A 26,185-nucleotide genomic window follows, 5' to 3' on the forward strand; every position below is an offset into this window, starting at 1 on the left:
ACCCCAGGCAAGTCGGGGGTGGAATGACGTTAAAAATCGCCGCCGTCCTTCCGCCGGAATCCCTTTCCGGAAAACAGGTGCATGTCGATGTCCGGGTAGTGGCAATCGGTTTCCGACGGCCGCCCGACCGCGACGAACACGCACGCCGCGTCGCTGCGGTTCTGGAGCACATGACCGTTACCGTCGTCCTTCGGAAAGGCTGCGCAGTCGCCGGCGCGCATCACTGTCTCCCCATTGTCGTCGACCAGGACCGCCTCGCCGGCCAGCACCACGACGAACTCATCCTCGCCCTCGTGCCAATGCCGTTGCGAAGACCATGCGCCCGGCTCCAGCGTGACATGGCTCACCCCGAAATCGTTTAACCCCGATGCCGGCGCGAGGCGACGATACCAGCGGCCCTGGACCTTCTCGGAATGTGGCGACGGATAACCGGTCGCATTGGTCTGCGGGATTGTATCGAGATCGAGCTTGGGCAATGTCCCCTCCCATGGATGCAGTAACCACAATGCCCGATGTCGTCGCCCTGACCAAGGCGCTGATCGCCTGCGAAAGCGTGACGCCCGCCCAAGGCGGCGTGTTCGACGTACTGGAGGCCGCGCTCGTTCCGCTCGGATTCCATGTCGACCGCTTCGTCGTCGGCGAGGCGCCGGATGGTCCCGTCGAGAACCTGCTCGCGGTGCGAGGCAATGGCGGCCCGCATTTCGCCTTTGCCGGACATCTCGATGTCGTGCCCCCGGGCGCTGGCTGGACCAGCGACGCGTTCGAGCCAGAGGTGCGTGGTGGGCTGCTCCACGGGCGTGGTGCGGTCGACATGAAGGGCGCGATCGCCGCCTTCGTCGCTGCCCTGGGCCGAGCGCCTGCCACGGGCACGCAGAGCCTGATCATCACCGGCGACGAGGAAGGTCCCGCCATCTTCGGCACGCGGGCGCTGATCGACCGAATGACCGCACGCGGCCTGAAACCGGATTTCTGCCTGGTCGGGGAACCTACGTCGGTTTCGCGGCTGGGCGACATGATCAAGATCGGGCGGCGCGGCTCGGTCAACATCTGGATCGATGTGCCCGGGCGACAGGGGCATGTCGCCTATCCGCATCTCGCCGACAATCCGATCCCGAAACTGGTCGCTATCCTTGCCGAGATCGATGCCATCGTGCTGGACCAGGGCAATGACTGGTTCCAGCCGTCTAACATCGAGGCGACCGATATTACCGTCGGCAACCCGGCGACCAACGTCATCCCCGCCCACGCCTCGGCGCGGCTCAGCATCCGCTACAATGATCTGCACAAGGGTGAGGAACTCGCCGCACGGATCGAGGAGATCGTCCACCGCCATGCCCCGGAGGCGACAATGCTCGCCCGTGTCTCGGGTGACGCGTTCCTGACGGCGCCGGGTGCGCTTTCAACGCTGATCGGCAATGCGATCGAGGCACGGCAGGGCATCCGGCCGGAATTGTCCACCACCGGCGGGACTTCCGACGCCCGCTTTCTCTCCGCGCTCTGCCCCGTGGTCGAGTTCGGCCTGATCAACGCGACGATGCACAAGCTTGACGAGGCAGTGGCAATCGACGATCTCACCGCGCTGACTGATATCTATGCCGACATCATCGGCCATATCAGCGGGCTCGAATCCACCAGTTAAGCGATTCAGATGATTCAAGATTCGCCGCGACTCGCGGTGACTCCTGGCTTTTCGATGGACGAGAGTCACGCCTTGGCTTAAATACGGTTAACCAAAACGGTAACCGGACATGCCCATCGAACCCTGGTTCATTGTCGCGATCGTCTGCAGCCTGGGGGGGTATGCCGTTTATCTGACCGGCCTGCGCCGTCAGCTCGTGCAGCCCAATCGAGCCTCCTGGCTGATCTGGAGCGCGGCAACCGCGGTCGAGGCCGGCACCTATGCGGCGGTCAATCCGGGCGCGCTGCAAAGCTGGGTGTTCGGCCTTGCCTCGATCGCCTGCGTCATCGTCACCATCGGCATCTGGCGCCGCTCCAACTGGGCAGCGCCGTCGCGAGGCGAACTGATCTGCATGGCGGCCTGCCTTGCCGCGCTGGGTGTCTGGATCGTCTCGAGCAACGCCTTCTGGGCCCATATGCTCGTCGTCGCAGCAGTGCCGGTCAGTTTCTGGCCTACCTGGGAAAGCGTGTGGCAGGACCGTACCCGCGAACGCTCGCCCGCCTGGGGCCTGTGGACGGTCGGCGATCTCGCCACGCTTCTGGTCGCGACACGCAGTGGCGACCAGCATGTTGGCGAATATGCCTATCTGTTCGTCGAACTGGCCTGCCATGCCAGCGTCTGGTTCATGGTCGGCCTCGCGACGATCAACCCGCTGCGCTCGCTCGGCTTTCGCAACGGTCGATTCTACATACTCGATGCGTATGGCCCGACGGCCAACCTGTTCTCCGTCGGCGAGACTCATCTGGGCAAGACGGTCTATGCGGCACTCGGCTTCGCCGAGGGCGAGACGATCATCCGCTTTACCGGCCGCCGCTTTCGCGCAGATCGCATTCCCAGCCTGATGCGCGGATCGAGCGACCGCTTCGTGCAGGTGACACCCGATCACTATATGGGCCCGTCAGGCCGGATCGACGACCTGATCAACCATAGCTGCACACCCAATGCCGGCCTGCGTTTCGCGGCGGGTAGCGTGTTCCTGGTCGCGGTGCGCGACATCGCGCCGGGCGAGGAGATCGCCTGGGACTATTCGACCACGCTCAAGGAATCGAACTGGCACATGATCTGCCAGTGCCGCAGCCCCGAATGCCGCCGCGTGATCGGCAATTTCGAGACGCTCAGCCCCGAACGGCAGGAATGGTTCCGCGCCCGCAACTTGGTCGCCCCCTATCTGCGACGCAAGGATATGGTCGAGAAGCGGGATCGGGCGGCATAGCCCTTGTTCACGCTCGCGCGATCATATCCCTGATCCGCGCCGCCAGCGCCTCCATTGAGAACGGCTTGGTCACCAGTTCCATCCCCGCGTCGAGCGGGCCGTCGCCGACCACCGCATTCTCGGCGAACCCGGTAATGAACAGCACCGGGATGCCCGGCCGTGCCGCTCGCGCGGCATCCGCCACCTGCCGCCCATTCATCCCGCCGGGCAGGCCGACATCAGTGACGAGCAGGTCGATCCGCGCTTCGGACTGAAGCACGACCAGCGCCTCGGGCCCGTCGCCCGCCTCGATCGCGGCATAGCCCAGTTCGCCCAGGATCTCGGTCACCAGCATCCGCACCGCCGGCTCATCATCGACCACCAGCACCGCCTCGCCCTTGTCGCTGCGCGGCGCCTCACGCGCGCCGCCGGCCTGGCCGTCATCGTCGATTGGCCCCTCATGGCGGGGTAGATAAAGGCACATAGTCGTGCCCTGTCCGACCATCGATTGAATGCGCACCTGCCCGCCCGACTGGCGCGCGAAGCCGTAGATCATTGACAGGCCCAGGCCAGTCCCCTGCCCCATCGGCTTGGTCGTGAAGAACGGATCGAACGCCCGCGCGATCACCTCCGGCGTCATGCCGGTCCCGGTATCGCCCACGCACAGCGATAGATATTGCCCCGGCGCCAGGTCTCGGTCCTGACCTGTCTTCTCGTCGAGCAGGACGCTGCCGGTCTCGATCCTCAGCTTGCCCCCGTCCGGCATCGCATCACGCGCGTTGATGCACAGGTTGAGCAGCGCATTTTCGAGCTGGTTGGGGTCAACCAGGGTCGGCAGCGCCCCGACCCCGCTCACGACATCGACCTGGACCCCCGGCCCGGCCGTGCCGCGGATCAGGTCCTCCATACCGGCGACCAGCCGGTTGATGTCGATCGGCTTCGGATCGAGCGGCTGGCGCCGCGCAAAGGCAAGCAGGCGATGGGTCAGCGCCGCGGCACGCCCCGACGCCGTCTGCGCCGCGCCGATATAGCGAGACAGGTCGGCGATCCGGCCCTGCTTCAGCCGCATCTGCATCATCTCCATCGCGCCGGAAATGGCGGTCAGCAGGTTGTTGAAGTCGTGCGCCAGACCGCCGGTCAGCTGGCCGACCGCCTCCATCTTCTGCGCCTGGCGCAGCCGGTCCTCGAGCTCGCGTTGCCGGGTGACGTCGACACCCACCCCGATCGCCGTCTCCGGCATGCCGGCCGCGTCGCGCAGGAGATGATTGCGCGTCATGATCCAGCGGACCGATCCGTCGGGCCGCAACAGCCGATATTCGATCTCGCCGTCCCCGATCACGTCGCGCGCATCGGCAATCGATTTCAGCACCCTGGCGATATCGTCAGGGTGGATTCTTGCCAGCACCTCAGCCATCGTCACGCCGTTCGATTGCTGCGCGACATCGAACCCGTACAGCGCCGCAAAGCTCGTATCGCTGCTGAAGCGATCGGCGGCCACGTCATAGGTCCAGACACCGACCCCATCCATCGCCTCCAGCACGAGCCGGGTCCGCTCCTCCGCCGCGAGCAGCACCTCCTGCCGCCGCCGCTCGTCGGTCACATCACGCGCCGTCGCATAGATTTTCCGGTCGACGACATTCTCTCGCCAGGAGAGCGTGCGATATTCTCCAGCCCTGGTCCTGAACCGGTTCTCGAAACCCGCAATCGCTTCGCCCCGGGCAATCGCCGCAATCTGCTCCCGCGTGCGCTCGACATCGTCGGGATGAAGCATCCATGCCGAACGCTTGCCGACGATCTCGTCCGCAGACCAGCCGAGCACCCGGGTCCAGGCCGGATTGACGCTCTGCCAGACACCATCCGCGTCGGCGACGCCGAGAAGATCCTGGCTCACCTCCCAGATGCGGTCGCGCTCGGCAGTGCGCGCGACGACTTCCCCGACCAGGCTCTCGTTCATCGCGCGGAGTCCCGCGGTGGCCCGCACCCGCGCGACCGCGTCCCAGCAGAGCTGCGCGGTTTCCTCGACCAGCGCGATCTCCCCCGGAGTCCATGCCCTCGGCTCGGCATGGCTCAGATAAAAGCCTGCCTCCCATCGTCCGTTGCGCACCAGCGGCACACTGATCCCGGCCCGCGACCCGGTCGCATCGAGTGCAGCATCGCTCGGCCGGAGCGCATCCGTCGGCGCGCCGAACACGAGAGTCCGCCCCGCGCGGATCACCTCGCCCAGTTCCACCCCGAAACTGGCCGACGGTACCGACCCCGTCAGCGGGGGCAATCCGTCGGACCAGCACGCGCCGTAATGGATAACGGTGTCGTCGCTCACCTGGAAGAAACCGGCGCGGTTCACCTTCAGCTGGCGCCCGACCGCCTCCGCGGTAAGCTGCATCACGCCGTCCGGATCCTGCTGCGCGCGTTGCCGCTCGACCAGGGCGAGGATGAACTCGCGTTCGTCCTTCGCATGGCGCAGCGCCGCCTCGTTCAGCTTGGCCCCGGTGATGTCGAGCGTGACGCCGGAGAAACGCTCCGGTCGGCCGTCCGGGCCATTGCGGCTGCGCCCCTGAACCGCCAGCCAACGTTCCGTGCCATCGGGCAGCGCGAGGCGATATTCGGTCGAGACCGGGCTTTCCTGCGCAAAGGCGGCCTGCATCACCTTGCTGAACGGCAGGTAATCGTCAGGATGGATATGCGCGATATAGGCGGAGGCTGGCGCGCCTCCCCGCGCATATTTCGGGTCGATGCCGTAAAGTCGCGCCATCCGTTCGTCGCCGACGACCGTATCGCTGGCCAGATCCCATTCCCAGGTGCCGACATTGCCCGACGCGTCGAGCGCCATGGTCAGCCGCTCCTCGCTCGCACGCAACGATACTTCGGCGAGCGCCTTGGCCGTGGTGTCATGGCCCTGGCTCATCACCCCCAGAACCACGCCGTTCTCGTCGCGGATCGGTGAGATGCTGTAGGTCCACCATGTATCGGTCGGCACGCCGTGCAGCACCATCGGGATATGCTGATCAGCGGTCGAATAGCCTTCGCCTGTCGAGAAGACGGTTTCAAGCCTGGGGCCGATCAGGTGCCAGCTATCGTAGCGCACGTCCGCGCCTCGCTGACCAAGCGCCGAGGGATGTCGCTCAGCGATCACCGCCGCGGACGCATCGTTATAGAGCAGGCGTAGCTCCGGGCCCCAATAGAGCGCGATCGGGAAGCTCGAATGGAGGCAAAGGCTTACCGCGACCTTGATCGCCAGCGGCCAGTCTCGCGGAGGGCCGAAGGGGTGTCCCGACCAGTCGAACGCGCGAATCCGCTCGCCCATCTCGCCGCCGCCATCGAGAAAGCCGAGCGCCGGCTTCGTCGCCGGGGCAGGTTGCGCATCTTGAACAGAAGCCTTGGGCATCAGGTCTCGCAGCGATTAAGCACCGCGGCCGTGTCCGGCCGCTGTGACCGTGCGCACTGGTGCGGCACCTGTCAACAATCCCCGATGGCGTCGGCCGACCCGCATTCTTACATCGGCACCGGCGGCACCCCCGCCCTGAAGTATCTCAGGAAGCACCGGGACGAGAACCGCGCCCAGGTGACCTGCACCTCACAGCGCGGCGAGGTCGATCTCCGAATGACGGTCGAGCGTCGCGTTCGCCTCGGGCATCGGATATTTCAGGCCCGTCGCGCAGTTGAACAGCACTACACGCTCGTCCTCGTCGACCAGCCCGTTGCGCAACGCCTCCTTATAGGCAGCGAGCGTCGCTCCGCCTTCGGGGCAAATCAGCAGTCCGTCCTTCCTGGCTGCATCATCCACCGCCTTCAGGATCGCCGGATCGCCCACCGCGACGGCCTGCCCGCCGCTCTCGCGCACAGCCCGCAGGATCAGGAAATCGCCGACCGCCTTTGGCACGCGGATGCCGGCCGCGACCGTCGCAGCGTCCTCCCAGCGTTCCGCATGTTCCTCGCCCGCCTCGAACGCCCGGACGATCGGCGCGCAGCCCGAAGCCTGCACCGCGAACATCCGCGGCCGCTGCGACCCGATCCAACCGAGCTTCTCCAGCTCGTCGAACGCCTTCCACATGCCGATCAGCCCGGTACCGCCGCCGGTCGGGTAGAAGATCGCATCGGGCAGCTTCCAGCCGAACTGGGCAGCCAGTTCCAGCCCCATCGTCTTCTTGCCTTCGATCCGGTACGGCTCCTTGAGGGTCGAGAAATCCAACCACAGCCCTTCAGCCGCCCCCTTGCCGACGATCGCCCCGCAATCGTCGATCAGCCCGTTGACGCGATAGACCCGCGCGCCCTGCTGCGCGATCTCGCGCACGTTGATCTCGGGCGTGTCATCGGGACAGAAGACGATCGTCTCGATCCCGCACCGCGTCGCATAAGCGGCGAGCGCAGCGCCGGCATTGCCGTTGGTCGGCATCGCGATCTTCTTCACGCCCAGCGCCTTGGCCATCGACACCGCCATGACGAGCCCCCGCGCCTTGAACGATCCGGTCGGCAACCGCCCCTCATCCTTGACCAGCACATTCGGCCCGCCCGAACGCGGGATCGGCACGAGCGGCGTCTCGATCTCGCCCAGGCTGACCACGTCGCGCGTCGCGCGCACCGGCAGCAGTTCGCGCCAGCGCCACAGGTCGGTCGGGCGGGCGGCGATCATCGCCCGCGGGATCATCGCGCGGAGCATGTCCAGATCGTAACGCACGAGCAGCGGTCGCCCGACGCGCGACAGGCCGTGAAGCGTGTCGGCCTCGTAGCGCTCGCCGGTCATGGAGCATTCGAGGTGAGTGACGAAGCTGGCGCGGTCGGTGGTGAGATTGTCGTTCACATGCACCCCTTGCTCCTCCCCTTCGGGGGAGGAGCTGTAGAAATTCAGTCCGCCTTTTTCGCCACGCCGACCAGCGCCGGGCGCAGCAGGCGGTCCTTGATCATGTAGCCCGCCTGCATTTCCTGGACGATCGTGCCGACCGGCTTCTCGCTCGGCAGCTCGAACATCGCCTGGTGGAAATTGGGGTCGAGCGTCTCGCCCAGCGTGCTCATCTTCTTGATGCCATGGCGCTGGAACACCGATTCCAGCTCGCGGCCGGTCGCTTCGAGGCCGGTGACGAGGTTCTTCAGCTTCTCGTCCTCGCGCAGTTCGGCCGGGATCGCCTCGAGCCCGCGGGCGAGATTGTCGGCGACCGACAGCAGGTCGCGGGCGAATGCCGTGGCGGCATAGGTTCGGGCATCAGCCGCTTCCTTCTCGGCGCGGCGACGCACATTCTGCGCTTCGGCATGGGCGTAAAGCAGCCCCGATTTCGCCTCGGCCAGTTCAGCCTCGAGCTTTGCCACGCGATCATGGTCGGCAAGCTCCGGAGCAGCCTGGGCGGTTTCCTCGCGCAGGTCTTCAGCGGTGGGCGTTTCGATCTTTTCGTCTTCAATCATCTTGGGTCGCTTCGATCCTGTTTATGGCATGAGCCGCGCCAGTGTCGCGGCAGTGAAATCCACCATGGGCACGACGCGGGCATAGTTCAACCGAGTCGGGCCGATTACGCCGACCACGCCGACCACGCGTCCATCCAGCCCGCGAAAGGGTTTCGCAATGACGGATGATCCCGAAAGCGAGAATAATTTATTCTCGGCGCCGATGAAGATGCGGGTCGCATCGCCGGCGCCGGCACTGTCGAGCAGCTGTGCGATCTCCTGCTTACCCTCCAGATCGTCGAGCAGATCGCTGATCCGTTCGAGGTCGGCCGCGGCGGCCGCGTCGATCAGTCGGCCCTGCCCGCGCACGATCAGCACGGGGCGGCGATCGCCATCCTCGCTCCAGATCGCGAGCCCCCGTTCGATCAACGCGCGCGCCACACTGTCGACCAGCGCACGCTCCTCGCCGATCTCGTGCTCGATACGGGCGCGGGCCTGGGCAATGGTCAGGCCCGACAGCATCGCGGTCATGTAGTTGCCCGCCTCGACCAGCGCCGACGGGTTCACGCCGACAGGCAGATCGATCACGCGATTCTCGACCGCGCCCTCCTCGCTGACCAGTACCGCCAATGCCTTGTCGGCGGAGAGCGGGACGAAGCTCATCTGGCGCAACACCAGCTCGCGCTTGGGCACCATCACCAGCCCGGCACAGGCCGACAGGCCGGAAAGTGCGGCAGTCGTCGCTGCCAGCGCTTCCTCGACCGGCCCGACCTGCGACACGCGCGATTCGATCGCGGCGCGTTCCTCCGCCGAGGGTTCGAGCGCCTGCATCATGCCGTCGACGAACAGGCGAAGCCCTATCTCGGTCGGCAACCGCCCCGCACTGGTATGGGGCGAGGCGAGCAGGCCGAGCTCTTCCAGATCCTGCATCACGTTGCGGATCGAGGCGGGCGAGAGGTTAAGCCCCGAAAGATGCGCGATGGTGCGCGACCCGATCGGCGTGCCGGTATCGAGATAGCTTTCCACCACCACGCGGAAAACATCGCGTGCGCGGTCGTTGAGCTCGGTGATCGGCGGGGCGGACATAGGTGTCATGTAAGGAGCAAGGATGCGCATCTCAACGCGTCTTGTCACCCCGTCAGTCGTCACCATTCGGTAACGGAGGCGGTTTGACCCGCTCTGAGGCGCCTGCCGCCGATCGGGTTTATGCGCGCGACCGCCAGCGCGGCAAACAAGGCCTGGCGCACGCGCCCATCTTCGTAGCAGGCTCTCAATCGTGATGACGCTGCGCCACCGCGCCACTCGATGTCATAATGGCTTACGCCATGGCGAATCCCACCCGAGATCAGCGCTCCGTACCTGTTGACCCTTTGGTACGCGTCGCAGGGCCGCCCGAACTGACGATCCCCGATCGGCCTGATTTTGGCCAGCCGCCGCCTGAAGCCAGCGAGTTCGGAGATTCCGATAGTATATCGCTCAGTCTCAATGACTTGTTCCTCACCCGGTTCGAAAGCGCGCCGCGTGACACTACCGTCAGTCGCGATACTCACCGAAAAGTCAGGGCAAAGTCCCAGGCAGAGATTGTGGATTGTGCGAATGCGAACGGTGATCGTGTCTGAAGGCACCGGTGCCCGCGCCAATGCCGCCGTCGAACATATCAACGACGCCATCACCGCCAGGACCCAAATGCGCATCATATTGTCTCCATGACCACCACCAAGACTGGCGCGTTCTCCTTGTCGCGTCTAGGTGGCAGGGCCCAGTTCCAGGAGATTCCAGAATGCGCCCATCCGGCCGCACCCCCGATCAGATGCGCACGATCACGATCGAGCCGCGCTTCACCCGCCATGCCGAAGGTTCCGTGCTGATCGGCTTCGGCGATACCAAGGTGCTGGTGACCGCCTCGGTCGAGGAGAAGGTGCCTCCCTTCCTGCGCGGCAAGGGCGAGGGCTGGGTCACCGCCGAATATGGCATGCTGCCCCGCGCCACGCATACGCGCGGCCAGCGCGAGGCGGCCAAGGGCAAGCAGTCGGGCCGTACCCAGGAAATCCAGCGGCTGATCGGCCGCAGCCTTCGCGCCGTCACCGACATGAAGCTGCTCGGCGAACGCCAGATCGTGCTCGATTGCGACGTGATCCAGGCCGATGGCGGCACCCGCACCGCCTCGATCTCGGGCGCGTGGGTCGCGCTGCGGCTCGCGATCGACGGGCTGCTCGCCTCGGGCAAGCTGACGGTCGATCCGCTGAGCCAGAAGGTCGCGGCAATCTCCTGCGGCATCTATAACGGCACGCCGGTGCTCGACCTCGACTATGACGAGGATTCGAACGCCGACGCCGACGCGAACTTCGTGCTGCTCGAGAACGGCAACATCGCCGAGGCGCAGGCCACCGCCGAGGGCGCGACCTATGACGAGGAAGCGCTGCTCCGCCTGCTCCGCCTCGCCCGCATCGGCTGCGCGGACATCTTCGCGGCGCAGGCCCGGGCGGTCGCGAAATGACCGACGAGGTCCAGCCCCAGGCGATCCGCAAGCTTGTCCCCGGCAAGCTCGTCATCGCCAGCCACAACCCCGGCAAGGTGCGCGAAATCCTTGAGATGCTCGGCCCATACGGGATCGAGCCGGTGTCGGCCGCGGCGCTGGACCTGCCCGAGCCGGAGGAAACCGGCACCACCTTTCTCGCCAATGCCGAGTTGAAGGCGCTGCAAGCCGCAGACCTGACCGGCCTGCCGGCGCTGGCCGACGACAGCGGCCTGTGCGTCGATGCGCTGAACGGCGATCCGGGGATCTTCTCCGCGCGCTGGGCTGGCGAAGGCAAGGACTTCAAGGTTGCGATGCAGCGCGTCAACGACGCACTTGAGGCGGCCGGCCCCGACGCCAGCCGCGACGCGCATTTCATGTGCGTGCTCGCGCTCGCCTGGCCTGACGGGCATGTCGAGTGGTTCGAGGGGCGGGTCGATGGGAGCCTGACATGGCCACCGCGCGGGACCGGCGGGTTCGGGTACAACCCGATCTTCGTGCCCGAGGGCAGCGACCAGACCTTCGCCGAGATGCCTGATGCGAAGAAAGCGATCAGCCATCGTGCGCGGGCATTCGACGCGATGATGGCGGCGGTGCTTTAAAATTCCCTCTCCCAACGGGAGAGGGAGGGAGCAGCGAAGCTGCGGGAGGGTGAGGGTGATGCGCGCCTTGGCAACTGACGTCGCCCTCACCCTTCCCACGCCTTCGGCGCGGGCCCCTTCCCTCTCCCGCCGGGAGAGGGATTTCAGGTCGGCATCTGGCCGACGACGTTACCCGGTGGCGTGTAGCGGCAAACCAGATAATCGTCCTTCGCATTGCTCGCCGTCGCGCAGCCGAATTCCGTGGTGCCGCGCCAGATGATCTGGGTGTAGTGCGCGGCGTCCTCCCAGCGGCCGGTGGTGCTGAAATCCGGCGTCACCCCGCGACGGTAATAGCGGCGTTCGTCGACCCAGTGGCTCGCCATTTCCTCGTAACGATAGGCTCCACGGGTTCCGGTCCACAGATTCTCGCCCTGGCGCCCGGGACCCATGGGTTGTTCCGCATGCTCGAACTTACCGGTACGCGCCATCGTGCGGGCGTACCGCTCGGCATCGGCCGCCAAGGCCGGGTTCCACGCCAGCGCCGGCACGCCCGCCGCCGCGCGGGCGCTGTCATGCGCCTCGATCATTGCCTGACGCAGCAGCGCCTGTCCACGCGGCGCCACGCCGGAGAAGCTGCGTTCCTCGACCACGCGCTGCGGCGGGGCGGCGGCGGAACAGCCCGTCGCGAGCAACGCCAATGTCATCAGCAGAAACCGCATCTTCCCTCGCCTCGTTCGCGGCATCATATGGGGGGCGCATGAACGATCCCCAAACGCCGCCGCTCGCACTCTATGTCCATTGGCCGTTCTGCGTGTCGAAATGCCCCTATTGCGACTTCAACAGCCATGTCCGCGCCGAGGTTGACCAGGCCGCGTGGCGCGCCGCGCTGCTCGCCGACCTGCGCCATGAGGCCGAGCAATTGCCGGGCCGGACACTCGGTTCGATCTTCTTCGGCGGCGGCACCCCGTCGCTGATGCCCCCCGAAACGGTCGCGGTGGTGATCGAGACGGCGGAACGGGCCTGGGGCTTCGCTCCGGACATCGAGATCACGCTTGAGGCCAACCCCTCCTCGGTCGAGGCCGCGCGCTTCGCCGATATCGCCGCGGCGGGGGTGAACCGCGTGTCGCTCGGCCTCCAGGCGCTCGATGACGACGCGCTGAAGTTCCTCGGCCGCGCGCACGACCAGACCGAAGGACTGGCCGCGCTCGACACCGCGCAGCGTGCCTTCTCCCGGGTGAGTTTCGACCTGATCTATGCGCGGCCCGACCAAAGACTGGCCGACTGGGAGGCTGAACTCACCCGGGCGATCGGCTTCGGCACCGAACATCTGTCTCTCTACCAACTCACCATCGAGCCCGGCACGCGCTTCGCGACCGAAGCGGCGGCGGGGCGGATCGTCATTCCCGACGGGGACAGCGCTGCCGACCTGTTCGAGGCGACGCGCGCCATCACCGCGTCGGCCGGCATCCCGGCCTATGAGATCTCCAACCATGCCCGGGTGGGCGCGGAGAGCCGGCACAACCTGACCTATTGGCGTTACAGCGACTATGCCGGGATCGGGCCCGGTGCCCATGGCCGGCGCGGCGGGCTCGCCACGGTGCGCCGCAAGAAACCCGAGAACTGGATGAGCGCGATCGAGCGCAACCAGCACGGCACCGAAAGCGAGGAACCGCTCGCCCCGCATACCCGCGCGACCGAGGCCCTGCTGATGGGCTTGCGGCTGCGCGAAGGCGTCGACCTGGCCCGGATCGCGAGGCTGGGGGAGACGAGCGTCGATGCCCTGATCTACTGGCCCGCCGCGACCCTGCTCGAAGATCAAGGACTATTGCTGCGGGAAGGCGATCACCTGACCGTAACCGAGGCGGGCATGCTGCTGCTCGATGCGATCCTGCCCGAGATCGTCAACGACGCAGCCTGATTTTCCAACAACAGCGCCGTTTCAGCGAGTCCGATTTTTCTTTCCGCTGTTATGTTGGATTTCAGCGGCGAATTATCGCAGCATTCTCAACGGCGTAAGCACCGGTTTCCCTGTTACCGGATAACAGCGGAAAAAGGCCGGAATTTTCCGCTGCTCGTACCGGTTTTACCCCGCCCCGCCACAGGCATCCAGTCTATTTGACAGGGGCGCCGGGAACACGCCGTACCTATCCCCTCAAGGCATGTATTCTTTTTCTTCCCCGGCGAAAGCCGGGGAAGCTGACATATTCGAAGGATATCGTTGCCGAGCAAGGCTGGGGTAACGATGGCATTCCATTCGGCACGTGCGTTTCGTGCCCCGTCAACCGTCTGTCATTTCATCAACCGAGAGAAAGAACGGACCCGCACGCACGGCGCGCGGGTCCGTTCCATGCTGCACCGCCCGGCGGGCGGGTTGAATCAGAAGCCGGTCGGCGCAGGCGAAACCACCACGGTCGTCCCGCCACGAATCTCCTGCACCTCGAGCGCGCGCTCGGCGACGCTGTCGCGGCCGAAGCGGAACGGGCCATCGATCCCCGCGAATCCGCCCGCATCGCGCAGGCGCGCCTCGGGGAACGGGCTGCCGACCGGCCAGTCGCGCGCGATCCGCACCGTCAGCAGCACCGCGTCATAGCCAAGGCTCGACAGGCGATATGGCCCTGCCCCGAAGCGCGCGCGGTATTTGCTGGCATATTGGCGGTAGAGATTGTCCGATACGCTGGCGAACCAGGCACCGTTCAGTGTCGGCCGGGTTCCGATCGAGGTTTCCAGATTCCACTGGTCGGTGCCGAGAATATGGGCGGCGGCACCACCATTCTTGCGGATCAGCGGCGCGGCGGTGGCGGCGGTCGCCCCGCTGTCAGCGATCAGCACAGCGCCGAACGGCGCATTCTGCGCCATGCGCGTGATCGCCGAGGTGATCGATCCGGGGGCGCGATCATAGGTCTGCAGCGAGCGTACCTGCCCGCCCGCGCTCTCGACCGAACGCAGGAACGCGGTGGACGCGCGCTCGCCATAGGTGCCGTTGGGGACGAGCCCGGCGAAATCGGTGACGCCGCGACCCTTGGCATAGTCGACCACGCGCTCGATCGCCTGGGCGGGGGCATAGCCCATCAGATAAGCACCGTTCCCGGCCGCGGTCACGTCGTTGGAGAAGCTGATGACCGGAACGCCCGCGCGCCGTGCGATCGGCGTCACCACCCGGACATCCTCACCCAGCAGCGGTCCGAGGATCAGCCGATTGCCTTCGGCCAGGGCACGCTGCGCGGCGGCAGCGGCACCGCCATTGGTGTCGTAGGTGGTGATCCGCACCTTTTCGTTCCTGCTGTCGAGCAGGGCCAGTTGGGTCGCGTTGGCGAGGCTCTGGCCGACCCCGGCGTTAGTGCCGGTCAGCGGCACCAGCAGCGCCACGCGATGACGCGCGACATCGACCGGGATACCGGGCTGGACCTGTCCATTATCCTGCACCGGGCGAGGCGGCGGCGGTGCCACGGGACCGGGACCGCGTGGAACGACGGCTTGACAGCCGCTCAGGATCAGCGCCCCGGCAATGATTGCTGCACGAAGAAGCTTCGCTCCCCGTTGCGGTATCGATAGGGCCTCTGTCATGACTGCTCCAATGAACGCCGAACTTGCGCCCGGTCTCTATATCGTTGCCACCCCGATCGGCAATCTTGGCGATCTGAGCCCGCGCGCCGCGCATATACTCTCGAACGCCGCCGTAGTTGCGGTAGAAGACTCGCGTGTGACGGCGGGTCTGTTGCGTCATATCGGCGTCAAACGGCCAATGACACCCTATCATGATCACAATGCGGAGCATGTCCGGCCCGGCCTGATCGCGCGGATGGGCAGCGAGGCGGTCGCCCTGGTATCCGACGCGGGGACACCGCTGATCTCCGATCCCGGCTACAAGCTGGTGCGCGATGCGCGGGCGGCGGGGCATCTGGTGGTGACGATCCCCGGGCCGTGCGCCGCGATCGCCGCGCTGACACTGGCTGGGTTGCCCACCGACCGGTTCCTCTATTGCGGCTTCCTGCCGCCCAAGGCGCAGGCGCGCGCTGCGGCGATCGCCGAGATCGGATCGGTGCGGGCGACGCTGGTGCTGTACGAATCGGGCCCGCGCCTCGGCGCCACGCTCGCCGCGCTGGCGGAAGGGCTTGGCGACCGCGAGGCGGCGGTGACGCGGGAGATCACCAAGAAGTTCGAGGAAGCGGTGACGGGCACGCTGTCGTCGCTCGCCGCACGCTATGCCGATGCGCCGCCCAGGGGCGAGATCGTGATCGTGGTCGCCCCGCCGGGCGAGCCGGAGGCGGCGAGCGTGGACGATGCGGAGGCCGCGCTGACCGAGGCGTTGACCCGCTTGCCGATGGCGAAGGCGGTGAGCGAGGTGGCGAAGAAGCTCGGGGTGGATCGCAAGGAGCTTTATGCCCGGGCGCTCGAGATGAAGGGGTGATGGCCCCTCTTTCTTCAGCCCCTCCCTTTCAGGGTAAGGGGTGGGGCAGCGGCGGACGGGGCTCGATGCGCCGTTCGGTGCCACGACCAAGCGCCACCCTGTGACGAAACCGGAATCCCCCACCCCAACCCCTCCCCTGAAGGGGAGGGGCTTTAGAGACCGCCGTATCGCCGAAGCTTCGGGCCGTCGCGGCGAAAGGCTGGCCGGCTGGTGGCTCCGGCTCAAGGGCTGGCGGATCCTCGACCGGCGCGTGCGCACCCCGGCCGGCGAGGTCGATCTGGTTGCCCGGCGCGGCAACCTCATCGCCTTTGTCGAGGTAAAGATGCGCAAAACCTCCGCCGACCTCGATTTCGCGATCGACGAACGCCGCCTGTCGCGCGTAGCGGCGGCGGCGGAGTATCTGATGGCGCGCTATGCTGGGCCGGGCGACGATATCCGCGTCGACGTCATCCTGCTCGCGCCCGGCACACGGCCGCGTCACATCGAGAATGCGTGGATCGGGTGACTTCCGCGCGACGCCACCCTACATCGCCGCCTCCAGGGAACGAACAAGAGGTCCATCGATGCTCACCGTCGCCGTCCAGATGGACCCGCTCGATTCAATCAATATCGCGGGCGATTCGACCTTTGCGCTGATGCTGTCGGCGCAGGCGCGCGGTCACAGCCTGTTCCATTACACCGCCGAAGACCTGAACTATTCGGACGGACGGGTCTGGACCAGGGCGCATCCGGTGACGGTGCGGCGTGTCGCGGGCGACCATTTCACGTTCGGCGAGCCGGTCAGCCTCGATCTCGGCAAGCAGGCTGATGTCGTGCTGATGCGGCAGGACCCGCCCTTCGACCTTGGCTATATCACCGCGACCCATCTGCTCGAGCGGATCGCGCACGAGACATTGGTGGTGAACGACCCGGCCAATGTCCGCAACGCGCCGGAAAAGATGTTCGTGCTGGATTATGCGCGCTTCATGCCGCCGACGCTGGTGACGCGCTCACTCGATGAGGCACGCGCCTTCCTCGCCGTTCACGGCGAGATCGTGGTCAAGCCGCTACACGGCAATGGCGGCAAGGCGATCTTCAAGGTGGGCAGCGACGGCGCCAACCTCTCCGCGCTGATCGAGGTGTTCAACATCGCGTATCGCGAGCCGCACATGATCCAGGCGTTCCTTCCCGACGTGGCCAAGGGCGACAAGCGAATCGTGCTGGTCGACGGCGAAGTCGCGGGTGCGATCAACCGCGTGCCGGGGGCCGGCGAGATAAGGTCCAACCTCGCGGTAGGCGGATCGGCCGAGAAGACCGTGCTGACGCCCGAGGAGCAGGAGATCTGCGCGGTGCTCGGGCCGGAACTGAAGAAGCGCGAGCTGCTGTTCGTCGGCATCGACGTGATCGGCGGCAAGTGGCTGACCGAGATCAACGTCACCTCGCCCACCGGGATCGTCGCGATCGAGCGGTTCGACGGGACCGATGTGGCTGGCCTGATCTGGGAGGCGATCGAGGCGAAGGTCGGGCGTGCGTAGGGCTCCCCTCCGGTAGACGAGAAGGGGATCCTTGACCGAGTTCATCATCAACCTGACCGCCTGGGGCGGTTATTTCGGCATCTTCCTGCTGATGGTGCTTGAGAATGTCTTCCCGCCGATCCCGTCCGAGGTGATCATGGGGCTGGGCGGCATGGCGGTCGCGCGCGGGCAGATGGATATCCTGCCGCTGCTGGTGGCGGGCACCGCCGGCACCGTTCTGGGCAATTACTTCTGGTACGCGATCGGCCGGCGCTTCGGTTATCTCGGCCTGAGGCCCTGGGTCGAGCGCCATGGCCGCTGGCTGACGGTCGACTGGCATGATGTCGAGCGGCTCCACGCCTTCTTCAAGCGGCATGGCGAGTGGATCGTGTTCGTGTTCCGCTTCATGCCGACCTTCCGCACCATGGTGTCGCTGCCCGCCGGCATGACGTGCATGCCGCGCTGGCGCTTCCTGCTGTGGACGGCCGCGGGAAGCGCGATCTGGAATGCCTTCCTGACCTGGGGCGGCTATTATCTCGGCGCCAATTTCCGCGAGTTGGACCGGTTCATCGGGCCTGCGGCGGTAGCGTGCATGGCTGGCGTGGTGCTGTTCTACCTGTGGCGCGTGTGGACCTGGAAGCCGCGCCGCTAGCGAGCAATCCCGGACTGGTACCCCGGGAAAGAAGACAAAACCGATTGCTTGAAAATATCGGCGACGGACCCTGTCGCGCTATCATCGCAATAAATCAGCGTGATAAAGCACATCGCGAATCAAACGCCGATCGATGGGGGGATCATGATGATCTGGATACTAGGATTGCTTGCCACTCAAGCTCTCCCACTCGAGCCGGTTGGACCGTGGGAGGTTTCAACAAATCGGGTCGGGTGCCAGATAGTCAGAGTATATGGATCAGACAAACCTGTTCAAATTGGAATTAAAGCGAAGCTGACAGACAAGGCGCGATCTGTTTTAGTCACCGGGCCGAAAACCTTTCTGCCGGACGGCAAAGGGAATATCGGAGTCACCTTGGATGGCAAGGAATCCCTGCAGATCAACTATGGATCCTTCGACGTCAGGGATAATCGCCTAAGGCAGCTCGAGCTCTTTCCCAGCGAAGCAGAATTTCTTCGGTTGGCAAGCTCTACATCCATAACTTTCGGCGAGCGTTTCCCGCCCATTCACGCTGGTGGAATTGAGGCGGCGTTAAGAGCGCTTGATACATGCACGACTGACTTGCTTAAGTCCTGGGGTGTCGATCCGGCATTATATGTCGGAGACAAAATGGCGAGCTTTACGGGTAACCCCGGCGAATGGTTCTCCTATGAAGATTATCCCAGAGAGGCGCTGGCCAAAGGTATTTCGGGGCGGGTTACCTTGCTTCTGAAGACGAAACCGGACGGAAGCGTCGACGACTGCAAGGCCGTGGTAAGCGACGATTCAAGCCTGAATGTAGGATCGTGTGCGTTGGCCAAGAATATCCAGTTCAAGCCGCCTTTGGACGCTGCGGGTAAGGCGATGGCAAGCTATGCAGTGCTTCCGATTATCTGGGCCATGCCTAACCGATAGCCGCGTTTCGTACGAGCCGCATGATGCTTCTGGTTTCTCCGGGTTTTCGCCGCGCGCGATCAGGCGAGCCTGAGATATGCGTGCTGGATCTGCTGTTCGACTAAGCCCGTGGATGCGCGTTGCGGTAGACATCAAGCAAATGCGCCGCATCGACCGCGGTATAGATCTGGGTCGAACTCAGGCTGGCATGGCCGAGCAGTTCCTGCAGCGCGCGCAGATCCGCCCCGCGCCCAAGCAGATGAGTCGCGAAACTGTGGCGCAGCGCATGCGGCGTGGTCCGCTCGGACAGCCCCAGCCGGGTCCGCGCCGCCTGGACCGACCGACGGATGATCCCCGGCGCGAGCGGACCGCCCTTGGCGCCCCGGAACAGCGCCGCATCGCGCGCGATCGGCCAGGGACAGACCCCGACATAGGTCTCGATCGCCTCGCGCACCTGCGGCAGCAGCGGCACGATCCGCGTCTTGGCGCGCTTGCCGGTGACGCTGAGCGTCGGGCCGAGCGGAAGCGCGGCACCGGTCAGCCCGGTCGCCTCGCCGATGCGCAGTCCCGCACCGTAGAGCAGCATCAGCACCGCCCAGTCGCGTGCGCCGATCCACGGCTCGGCCGCATTCTCCTCGACATCCTCGGCCAGCGCGACCGCCTCGTCCGGAGAGACGGGGCGCGGCACGCCCTTCTTGACGCGCGGGCCCTTGAGCCGCGGCGTCTCGCCGCCGGCAAAGGCGAGGAAGCCGCGAACCGCCGACAATTCCCGCGCGGCCGAGGCATTGCCCAGCCCCTCGCCGCGCCGTTGCGCCAGATAGGCGCGCAGGTCAGCCGCGCTGACCTTGCCCAGCGCGGCACGATCGACCGGGCCGCCCCAATGACCTGCCAGGAAGTGCAGCAGCCGGTTGGCCGTCGCCTCATAGGCGCGGATCGTATGCACCGATCGCCGCCGGTCGCGGCGGAGATGATCGGCGAATTCGGGGACGAGACCGGACATCGCCTGTCCATACCGCCAAAACCCCCGCATGCGGAAGCTTTGCGCGAGGCCGCCAAGCCGCCATATGGACCCCGTGTCCCGCGCCCGCGTCCTTGTCATGAATTCAGCGCTCGGCCCGCTCGATTACCGAATCCCGCACGGGATGGCGGTCGAGCCGGGGTCGATCGTCGTCGCGCCACTTGGCCCGCGCCAGTTGATCGGCGTGGTCTGGGAGCCGGAGCATATGCCGTCCGACGCCGAGGTCGGGGACAACCGGCTGCGCAACCTGGTCGGCGTGCTGCCCGCGCCACCGCTTGGCGCACCCCTGCGCCGACTGATCGAGTGGACCGCCAATTATTATCTCGCCCCGCCCGCCTCGGTGGCGCGCATGGCGCTTGCCTCCACTTCGGCCCTCGAAGGCGGACGGACGGTTCTGGAATATCGCGCGACCGGAGAAATACCCGACCGGCTGACCCCGCAACGCCAGCAGGCGCTTGAGCGGATCGGCGAGCGTCAGGGGCTGATCCGCGAGCTGGCGCTGGCCGCCGACGTGTCCGATGCGGTGATCCGGGGGCTGGTGAAGACCGGGGCGCTGGAGGCGGTCGAGGTCGATATCGACAGCCCGTTCCCGGTGCCCGATCCGGAGCATGGCGTGCCCGCCCTGTCGCCGGACCAGCGCGCCGCGGCGCAGGCGCTGGTCGCCAATGTCGAGGCGAAGGCGTTCCAACCGACGCTGCTCGACGGCGTCACCGGATCGGGCAAGACCGAGGTCTATTTCGAGGCGGTCGCCGCCGCGATCCGGGCCGGGCGGCAAACGTTGGTGCTGCTGCCCGAGATCGCGCTGACCGAGCCGTTCCTGCAGCGCTTCGCCGCGCGCTTCGGCGTCACGCCGGTCGCCTGGCATTCCGGCCTTCGCCAGTCGCAGCGCCGCCGCGCGTGGCGAGCGATCGCCAGCGGACAGGCGCTGGTGACGGTGGGCGCCAGATCCTCGCTGTTCCTGCCCTATGCCAATCTCGGCCTGATCGTGGTCGACGAGGCGCACGAGACGAGCTTCAAGCAGGAAGAGGGCGTGCATTATCACGCCCGCGACGTGGCCGTGATGCGCGGGCTGTTCGAAAAATGCCCGGTGATTCTCGCTTCCGCCACGCCCGCGATCGAGACGCGCCAGCAAGTGGCACTCGGCCGCTATGCAGAGCTGAAGCTGCCGGGCCGCTGGGGCGCCGCCGAAATGCCGGCGATCGAGGCGATCGACCTGATCGCCAATCCGCCCGAGCGCGGGCGCTGGATCGCGTCAGCGATCGTCAAGGGAATCGAGGAACGGCTCGAGCGGGGCGAGCAGTCGCTGCTGTTCCTCAACCGGCGCGGCTATGCGCCGCTGACCCTGTGCCGGACCTGCGGGCACCGTTTCCAATGCCCCAATTGCACCGCCTGGATGGTCGAGCACCGGCTGGTCAGCCGGCTCGCCTGCCACCATTGCGGCCATGTCGAGCCGGTGCCGCGCGCCTGCCCGGAATGCGGCAACGAGGATACGCTGGTCGCGGTCGGCCCTGGCGTGGAACGAATCGCCGATGAGGTGCGGGCGCTGTTCCCGGCGGCGAAGACCGCCATTGTCACCTCCGACACGATCTGGTCGCCGGCGAAAGCAGCCGAATTCGTCCACCGCATGGAGGCTGGCGATATCGACATCGTGGTCGGCACGCAGCTCGTCACCAAGGGTTATCATTTCCCGAACCTGACGCTGGTCGGCGTGATCGATGCCGATCTGGGGCTAGCCGGCGGCGACCTGCGCGCGTCGGAGCGGACCTTCCAGCAGATCATGCAGGTATCCGGCCGGGCCGGGCGCGGCGAGAAGCCGGGGCATGTCTATATCCAGACTCACAGCCCCGATGCGCAGGTGATGCGCGCGCTGGTGACGGGCGATGCCGAGGCCTTCTACGACGCCGAGACCGAATCGCGCCGCGACGCGGGCGCCCCGCCCTTCGGCCGCTTCGCCGGCATCGTGGTGTCGAGCGAGGACCAGGCGGCGGCGCAGGAAATCGCGACGCTGATCGGCCGCACCGCGCCGAGGCTCGAGGCGATGGAGGTCTATGGGCCCGCCCCCGCCCCGCTGGCGATGCTGAGGGGACGCCACCGCTTCCGCCTGCTGATCCATGCCCGGCGCGCGCTCGACGTGCAGGACGTGATCCGCGACTGGCTTGGCAAGCTCGACTGGCCGTCCAAGGTGCGGGTCGTGGTCGACGTCGATCCGTACAGCTTCCTCTAGCTGGTGACCGGCGCTGCCCGGTGGGTCGGGCCGAGGGCCGGTTTTTGCGGATAGCGTCGCTCCGGCGCATATTCTCTCTGTCTTCCGCGCGGTCTTCCTGTCAGAATCCGGGCATGCCCAACGCCCCGCTTCCTCGCTCTTTCCGCTACCTGTTCGCGAGCCTTCTTCTTGCCCTGACCGTGCTTGCCGCACCGGCCCGCGCCGACGACATCTCAGCCACCGGGCGCGGGGTGGTGCGCATCGTCACGGTCGCGGTGGTCGACGACCAAGTGGTCGGATTCGGCCATGGCAGCGGCTTTGCCGTCGCGCCCAACCGGATCGTGACCAACGCGCATGTCGTCGACCTCGCCAAGCGCTATCCCGACAATGTCGTGATCGGCGTGGTGCCGTCCGAAGGCGCCAAGAGCTATGAGGGCAAGGTCATCGCGATCGACGCGGCGCGCGACCTGGCGCTGATCGAATTCACCGGCACGCGGCTGCCGACGGTCGCGCTCTATACCGGGCCGGTCGACGAGGGCGCGCCGGTCACGGCGCTCGGCTATCCCGGCAATGTCGATCTCGCGACCGCGCGCTCGGCGGTCGACTATATCCATCCGCTGTCGCCGATCAGGTCCGAAGGCGTATTCTCCGGGCGGCGGACGATGTCGGGCGTCGACGTGCTGCTCCACACCGCCAACATCGCGCGGGGCAATTCGGGCGGGCCGCTGCTCGATCCGTGCGGGCGGGTGATCGGGGTGAACTCCTCCTTCGCCAAGGGCGAGGAAGGCGATGCCAGTTTCGGCTTCGCCATCGCCGATTCCGAGCTCGCGACCTTCCTGCGCAACGCGAAGCAGGAATATCCGGCTGTCGGCACGCCCTGCACCAGCATCCTCGACCGGGTGAAACAGGACAGCGAGGCCGATGCGCGGGCGAGCGCCGCGGCGGAGGCGGCAAAGCGCGACGCCGCGGCAACGGCCGCCGCCGCCCGCGCGCAGGCGCTGGACAATGCACGCATCGCGGCCGAGCGGAACCGGGAGAACATCATGGCGCTCGCCGCGGTGCTGCTGGTGGCGGGGGCGCTGGCCATCGGCGGCGGCGGGCTGCTCGAAGTGCGCCGGCAGCGGCGCGAGGCGATCTGGGCGGCTTCGGCCGGGGGCGTGCTGATGGTCGCGGCGGCCGTCACCTTCTTCCTGCGGCCGAGCGGCGAGGTGACGCTTCCGCCCGAAACCGCGCCGACCCAGGCCCCGGCGGTGTCCTCGACCGCGGCGCTCGGCAAGATGGTGTGCACCGTGGTGCCGGATCGCAGCCGGGTCGTCTCTTCCTCCACCGAGGACCTGACGATCGACTGGGGCACAGCAGGCTGCATGAACGGGCGCACCCAATATGCCGAGAATGGCAGCAAATGGGACCGGATCCTGGTGCCGACCGAGGACCAGACGGTGTCGGTGCTTCAGTTCGATCCGGCGACGCGGACCTATTCGAACCAGCGTTATTTCCTGACGGCCGCGCAGATGGAGGCGCTGCGCAACATCAGGACTCAGGTGACGATCAAGACCTGCACGCCCGACGAGGCGGGACGCGCCAATCTCGCGACTCAGCAGAGCGCGATCCGCACCCTGCTGCCGCCCTATCCCAACGAGAAGATCGTCTATTCCTGCAAATCGGCTGGCTGAGCGTTACGCCCCGCGCGACCAGAAGGGCCTGACGAACCGGTCGCGGCGATGGGCCACGACCAGCAGCGCGATGCCGAAGGCAGTGCAGACGATGACCGCCGGAAGCGACGCCTCCGCGCCGAAGGAACCGCCGGTCAGCAGGTCGGGACCGCTGGTCTGCGGGATGAGCAGGCCGTCCTGCCGGAAGCCCGATACCGCGATCCCATAGATCCCGCCCTGCGACAGGTTCCACGCCGCATGCAGCCCGATCGCAGCCCATAGCCGGCGCGTCACCATGTAGAGCGCGGCGAGCATCACCCCCGCCTCGAGCGCGATGGCCGAACCGGCCAGCAGCGATGCATTGGGGTTTTTGAGGTGCAGCGCGCCGAACAACGCCGCGGACAGGATCAGGGCGATCCAGCTCCCAAGCCAGGATTCGACCAGCCGGAAGAAGATGCCGCGCAGCATGATCTCCTCGGTAACGCCCGAGGTGATCGAGATGGCGAGCACCGGCAGCAGCACGGCCGCGGGATGTTGACCGATCACCCGATAGCCGCCGAACGCAGCGATGATGCCGATGACGACCGAGAAGAGAAGCAGCCCGCCGAGCAGGCCCGCGCCGAGTTCCTTCGCCCAGCCAGCCAATTCGAATTCGGCGACGGTCGGCCGGCGTTCGACGAAGCGCGCGAATACATAATAGAAGACGACGAAGATCGCGGCGACCAGGATGGCGATCAACAGGGTGGACCAGTCGTTGTCGGGGTGGCGCAGAAGGTGCCGCACATAGCTTGAGGTCGTGAGCGCCCCGACCATGAACACGACCCCGATGACCAGCAGCACCGGCGGGAAGTGCACGATTCGCCACGTCTGGCTATTCGGCGGCGTGACCGGCTTGATCGGATTCATGGCTATCCCCTCGTCTGACGGGGGAATCTAGCCGGCATCATCGGACGACGCAAAATCAGGCGCGGTCGATCCTCGCCGCGAAACAGCCGGGCTTCGCATTGTGCGCGTGCAGGTACGCCACCGCCGGATCGGCGAAGAAACGGTCGATCAGAACGCTCAGGTCGCGACCCTCGGTGAGGTCCGCAACGGTCATCATGCCCCCCGCATCATAGGCGCGGACCGACAGGGTCCGGGTCGCGAGCTGTTCGGGCACCTCGTTCTCGAACCGCGCCGCTACGGTCATCCCCTCGCGCACGAAGATGGCGTGACGCTGACGATAGGGGGAGTCGACCGGGAGATGCTCGTAGTTGAGCAGCAGCACATGCTCCCCCGGCGCCGCATCCTCGAGCGAGATGCGGCAGGGAAAGCCCGGCCGCCCGGTGACGGCCATGCGGACCACGCCGAGGCCGGCCAGCGCGGCGGTGTCGAAGCCGTAAAGCGGCACGAACGGCGCCGGATCAAGGCCGGTAATGGCAAAGCCGCTCACGCCACGCCCTCCCGCTTGAGCAGCACGACCTTGCGATCCAGCCCATAGGCATAGCCGCCGAGCGTGCCGTCGCTGCGCTGGGCGCGGTGACAGGGAATGACCACCGCCACCTGGTTCTGGCCGCACGCGGTGCCCGCCGCCCGCACTGCCCCGGGGCTGCCGGCGATCGCGGCAAGCTCGCTGTAGCTGCGCGTCTCGCCCGCCGGAATGGCGCGGAGCGCCTGCCACACTGCTTCCTGGAAAGCCGTGCCCTGCACGTCCAGCGGCAGATCATGATGACGCTCCGGGGATTCGACGCTTGCCACCACCCGGGCGGCAAGGTCGGCGAGTGCAGCGCCGCCGGGTACGATCTCGGCCTTGGGAAAACGCAGCTTCAGCGCCTCCTCGCCTTCGTCGAACGACACGCGGCACAACCCCTTGTCTGTCGCCGCGACCAGCATCGGGCCGAGGCTGGTATCGGCGACGGTCCAGCGGATCGTCACGCCTGCCCCGCCCTTGCGCCACGCGCTCGGCGTCATGCCAAGCCGTCTCGCACCACCTTCATAGAAACGGCTGGGGGCCGAATAGCCAGCTTCGTAAATCGCCTGGGTGACGGTATCTTCCTCGATCAATGCCCTGGCCGCGCGCTGGGCCTTAAGGCCGCGAGCATAGGCGGCTGGCGTCACGCCGGTCGCGCGCTTGAACAGGCGGTGGAAATGGTGCGGAGCATAGCCGACCCGGGCAGCGAGTTCCTCAAGCCCCATGCCGTCCTCGTCCGCCTCGATCAACGCGACCGCCTCGGCCACCGCGATGCGGTCACGGCCGACCTCGTCGGGCTTGCAGCGCAGGCAGGCACGGAATCCTGCCGCCCGCGCCTCAACGCCGTCGCGGTAGAACCGGACATTCTCCCGCTTCGGATGCCGCGCCGGGCAGCTCGGCTTGCAATAGATGCCGGTCGAGGTGACCGCACCGACGAAACGCCCGTCATAGGCCCGGTCGCGGCGCTCGAAAGCGGACCAAGCGGTATCGGCGTCGATGGCTAGTTGCTGTGTCATGATGGCGATATAGGCGCCGCGGCCGGCCGCCACATCCCGAGGCTTGCGGTCAAAACGAAG

At 66.5% G+C, this 26,185-nt stretch carries 24 protein-coding genes; 12 read left to right on the top strand and 12 right to left on the bottom strand.

Going from position 1 to position 26,185, the window contains the following annotated elements:
• Positions 1-29: 29 nt before the first annotated feature.
• A complete protein-coding gene (locus NDN01_RS15005) occupies positions 30-476 on the bottom strand; it encodes a cupin domain-containing protein (protein ID WP_272622477.1) in 447 nt (148 codons plus the stop codon).
• An 11-nt stretch (positions 477-487) separates the two neighbouring features.
• Between NDN01_RS15005 and dapE the strand changes: the two genes are divergently transcribed.
• Entirely contained in the window at positions 488-1,639 is a 1,152-nt protein-coding gene (dapE, locus tag NDN01_RS15010) for a succinyl-diaminopimelate desuccinylase (RefSeq protein WP_272622479.1), read from the top strand.
• Positions 1,640-1,748: 109 nt separating this feature from the next.
• Positions 1,749-2,891: an SET domain-containing protein gene (locus tag NDN01_RS15015; RefSeq protein ID WP_272622481.1), complete on the top strand. Its 1,143-nt coding sequence runs from the start codon at positions 1,749-1,751 to the stop codon at positions 2,889-2,891.
• 7 nt (positions 2,892-2,898) lie between these two features.
• Here the strand turns inward: NDN01_RS15015 and NDN01_RS15020 are convergent, their stop codons facing one another.
• From NDN01_RS15020 to NDN01_RS15040, 5 genes are all read right to left on the bottom strand, one after another.
• Positions 2,899-6,255 (bottom strand): PAS domain-containing protein, encoded by a 3,357-nt coding sequence (locus NDN01_RS15020; RefSeq protein WP_272622482.1) that lies wholly within the window; start codon positions 6,253-6,255, stop codon positions 2,899-2,901.
• Between the two features lie 189 nt (positions 6,256-6,444).
• Entirely contained in the window at positions 6,445-7,668 is a 1,224-nt protein-coding gene (locus NDN01_RS15025) for a threonine synthase (protein WP_272622484.1), read from the bottom strand.
• A 44-nt stretch (positions 7,669-7,712) separates the two neighbouring features.
• On the bottom strand, positions 7,713-8,264 hold the full coding sequence (grpE, locus tag NDN01_RS15030) for a nucleotide exchange factor GrpE (RefSeq protein ID WP_272622486.1): 552 nt from the start codon (positions 8,262-8,264) through the stop codon (positions 7,713-7,715).
• A gap of 21 nt (positions 8,265-8,285) precedes the next feature.
• Positions 8,286-9,329 carry a heat-inducible transcriptional repressor HrcA gene (gene hrcA, locus NDN01_RS15035; RefSeq protein ID WP_272628233.1) on the bottom strand — a complete coding sequence of 348 codons (1,044 nt, stop codon included), beginning with the start codon at positions 9,327-9,329 and terminating at the stop codon, positions 8,286-8,288.
• Between the two features lie 59 nt (positions 9,330-9,388).
• On the bottom strand, positions 9,389-9,940 hold the full coding sequence (locus NDN01_RS15040) for a hypothetical protein (RefSeq protein ID WP_272622488.1): 552 nt from the start codon (positions 9,938-9,940) through the stop codon (positions 9,389-9,391).
• Between the two features lie 83 nt (positions 9,941-10,023).
• Here NDN01_RS15040 and rph point away from each other — a divergent pair, with 83 nt between their 5' ends.
• Together rph and rdgB are read left to right on the top strand one after the other, a co-directional pair.
• The gene (gene rph, locus NDN01_RS15045; RefSeq protein WP_272622490.1) at positions 10,024-10,740 is read left to right on the top strand and encodes a ribonuclease PH; all 717 of its coding nucleotides are present in this window, start codon (positions 10,024-10,026) and stop codon (positions 10,738-10,740) included.
• On the top strand, positions 10,737-11,360 hold the full coding sequence (gene rdgB / locus NDN01_RS15050) for an RdgB/HAM1 family non-canonical purine NTP pyrophosphatase (RefSeq protein WP_272622492.1): 624 nt from the start codon (positions 10,737-10,739) through the stop codon (positions 11,358-11,360). The genes rph and rdgB overlap by 4 nt, the downstream gene beginning before the upstream one ends.
• 143 nt (positions 11,361-11,503) lie before the next feature.
• Here the strand turns inward: rdgB and NDN01_RS15055 are convergent, their stop codons facing one another.
• On the bottom strand, positions 11,504-12,058 hold the full coding sequence (locus tag NDN01_RS15055) for a CAP domain-containing protein (protein WP_272622494.1): 555 nt from the start codon (positions 12,056-12,058) through the stop codon (positions 11,504-11,506).
• Positions 12,059-12,096: 38 nt separating this feature from the next.
• On the opposite strand from NDN01_RS15055, the gene hemW reads away from it, so the two are divergent.
• On the top strand, positions 12,097-13,257 hold the full coding sequence (gene hemW, locus NDN01_RS15060) for a radical SAM family heme chaperone HemW (RefSeq protein ID WP_272622496.1): 1,161 nt from the start codon (positions 12,097-12,099) through the stop codon (positions 13,255-13,257).
• A gap of 458 nt (positions 13,258-13,715) precedes the next feature.
• Here hemW and NDN01_RS15065 read toward each other — a convergent pair whose 3' ends face one another.
• The gene (locus NDN01_RS15065; RefSeq protein WP_272622498.1) at positions 13,716-14,903 is read right to left on the bottom strand and encodes a penicillin-binding protein activator; all 1,188 of its coding nucleotides are present in this window, start codon (positions 14,901-14,903) and stop codon (positions 13,716-13,718) included.
• A 10-nt stretch (positions 14,904-14,913) separates the two neighbouring features.
• Here NDN01_RS15065 and rsmI point away from each other — a divergent pair, with 10 nt between their 5' ends.
• The 5 genes from rsmI to NDN01_RS15090 all read left to right on the top strand — a co-directional run bounded on the left by rsmI (position 14,914) and on the right by NDN01_RS15090 (position 18,807).
• The gene (rsmI, locus tag NDN01_RS15070; RefSeq protein ID WP_272628235.1) at positions 14,914-15,747 is read left to right on the top strand and encodes a 16S rRNA (cytidine(1402)-2'-O)-methyltransferase; all 834 of its coding nucleotides are present in this window, start codon (positions 14,914-14,916) and stop codon (positions 15,745-15,747) included.
• A gap of 100 nt (positions 15,748-15,847) precedes the next feature.
• Positions 15,848-16,252, top strand: coding sequence for a YraN family protein (locus NDN01_RS15075; protein ID WP_272622499.1), 405 nt, complete (start codon positions 15,848-15,850; stop codon positions 16,250-16,252).
• A gap of 58 nt (positions 16,253-16,310) precedes the next feature.
• A complete protein-coding gene (gene gshB, locus NDN01_RS15080) occupies positions 16,311-17,261 on the top strand; it encodes a glutathione synthase (RefSeq protein WP_272622500.1) in 951 nt (316 codons plus the stop codon).
• Positions 17,262-17,292: 31 nt separating this feature from the next.
• Positions 17,293-17,892 carry a DedA family protein gene (locus NDN01_RS15085; RefSeq protein ID WP_272622502.1) on the top strand — a complete coding sequence of 200 codons (600 nt, stop codon included), beginning with the start codon at positions 17,293-17,295 and terminating at the stop codon, positions 17,890-17,892.
• A 99-nt stretch (positions 17,893-17,991) separates the two neighbouring features.
• On the top strand, positions 17,992-18,807 hold the full coding sequence (locus tag NDN01_RS15090) for a TonB family protein (RefSeq protein ID WP_272622504.1): 816 nt from the start codon (positions 17,992-17,994) through the stop codon (positions 18,805-18,807).
• Between the two features lie 100 nt (positions 18,808-18,907).
• Here the strand turns inward: NDN01_RS15090 and NDN01_RS15095 are convergent, their stop codons facing one another.
• Positions 18,908-19,786 (bottom strand): tyrosine recombinase XerC, encoded by an 879-nt coding sequence (locus NDN01_RS15095; protein WP_272622506.1) that lies wholly within the window; start codon positions 19,784-19,786, stop codon positions 18,908-18,910.
• 64 nt (positions 19,787-19,850) lie between these two features.
• Between NDN01_RS15095 and NDN01_RS15100 the strand changes: the two genes are divergently transcribed.
• Both NDN01_RS15100 and NDN01_RS15105 read left to right on the top strand, forming a co-directional pair.
• The gene (locus NDN01_RS15100) at positions 19,851-22,028 is read left to right on the top strand and encodes a primosomal protein N' (protein ID WP_272622508.1); all 2,178 of its coding nucleotides are present in this window, start codon (positions 19,851-19,853) and stop codon (positions 22,026-22,028) included.
• Positions 22,029-22,141: 113 nt separating this feature from the next.
• The gene (locus NDN01_RS15105; RefSeq protein ID WP_272622510.1) at positions 22,142-23,680 is read left to right on the top strand and encodes a S1C family serine protease; all 1,539 of its coding nucleotides are present in this window, start codon (positions 22,142-22,144) and stop codon (positions 23,678-23,680) included.
• Between the two features lie 3 nt (positions 23,681-23,683).
• Here the strand turns inward: NDN01_RS15105 and NDN01_RS15110 are convergent, their stop codons facing one another.
• From NDN01_RS15110 to ada, 3 genes are read right to left on the bottom strand one after another with little or no spacing between them, the layout of a single operon-like run.
• The gene (locus tag NDN01_RS15110) at positions 23,684-24,565 is read right to left on the bottom strand and encodes a CPBP family intramembrane glutamic endopeptidase (RefSeq protein ID WP_272622512.1); all 882 of its coding nucleotides are present in this window, start codon (positions 24,563-24,565) and stop codon (positions 23,684-23,686) included.
• Between the two features lie 55 nt (positions 24,566-24,620).
• On the bottom strand, positions 24,621-25,091 hold the full coding sequence (locus tag NDN01_RS15115) for a DUF1203 domain-containing protein (protein ID WP_272622514.1): 471 nt from the start codon (positions 25,089-25,091) through the stop codon (positions 24,621-24,623).
• The gene (gene ada, locus NDN01_RS15120) at positions 25,088-26,125 is read right to left on the bottom strand and encodes a bifunctional DNA-binding transcriptional regulator/O6-methylguanine-DNA methyltransferase Ada (RefSeq protein ID WP_272622516.1); all 1,038 of its coding nucleotides are present in this window, start codon (positions 26,123-26,125) and stop codon (positions 25,088-25,090) included. Before ada ends, NDN01_RS15115 begins: the two co-directional genes overlap by 4 nt.
• Positions 26,126-26,185: the final 60 nt, after the last annotated feature.

This window comes from Sphingomonas sp. QA11 (assembly GCF_028473665.1).
Lineage (GTDB): Bacteria > Pseudomonadota > Alphaproteobacteria > Sphingomonadales > Sphingomonadaceae > Sphingomonas > Sphingomonas phytovorans.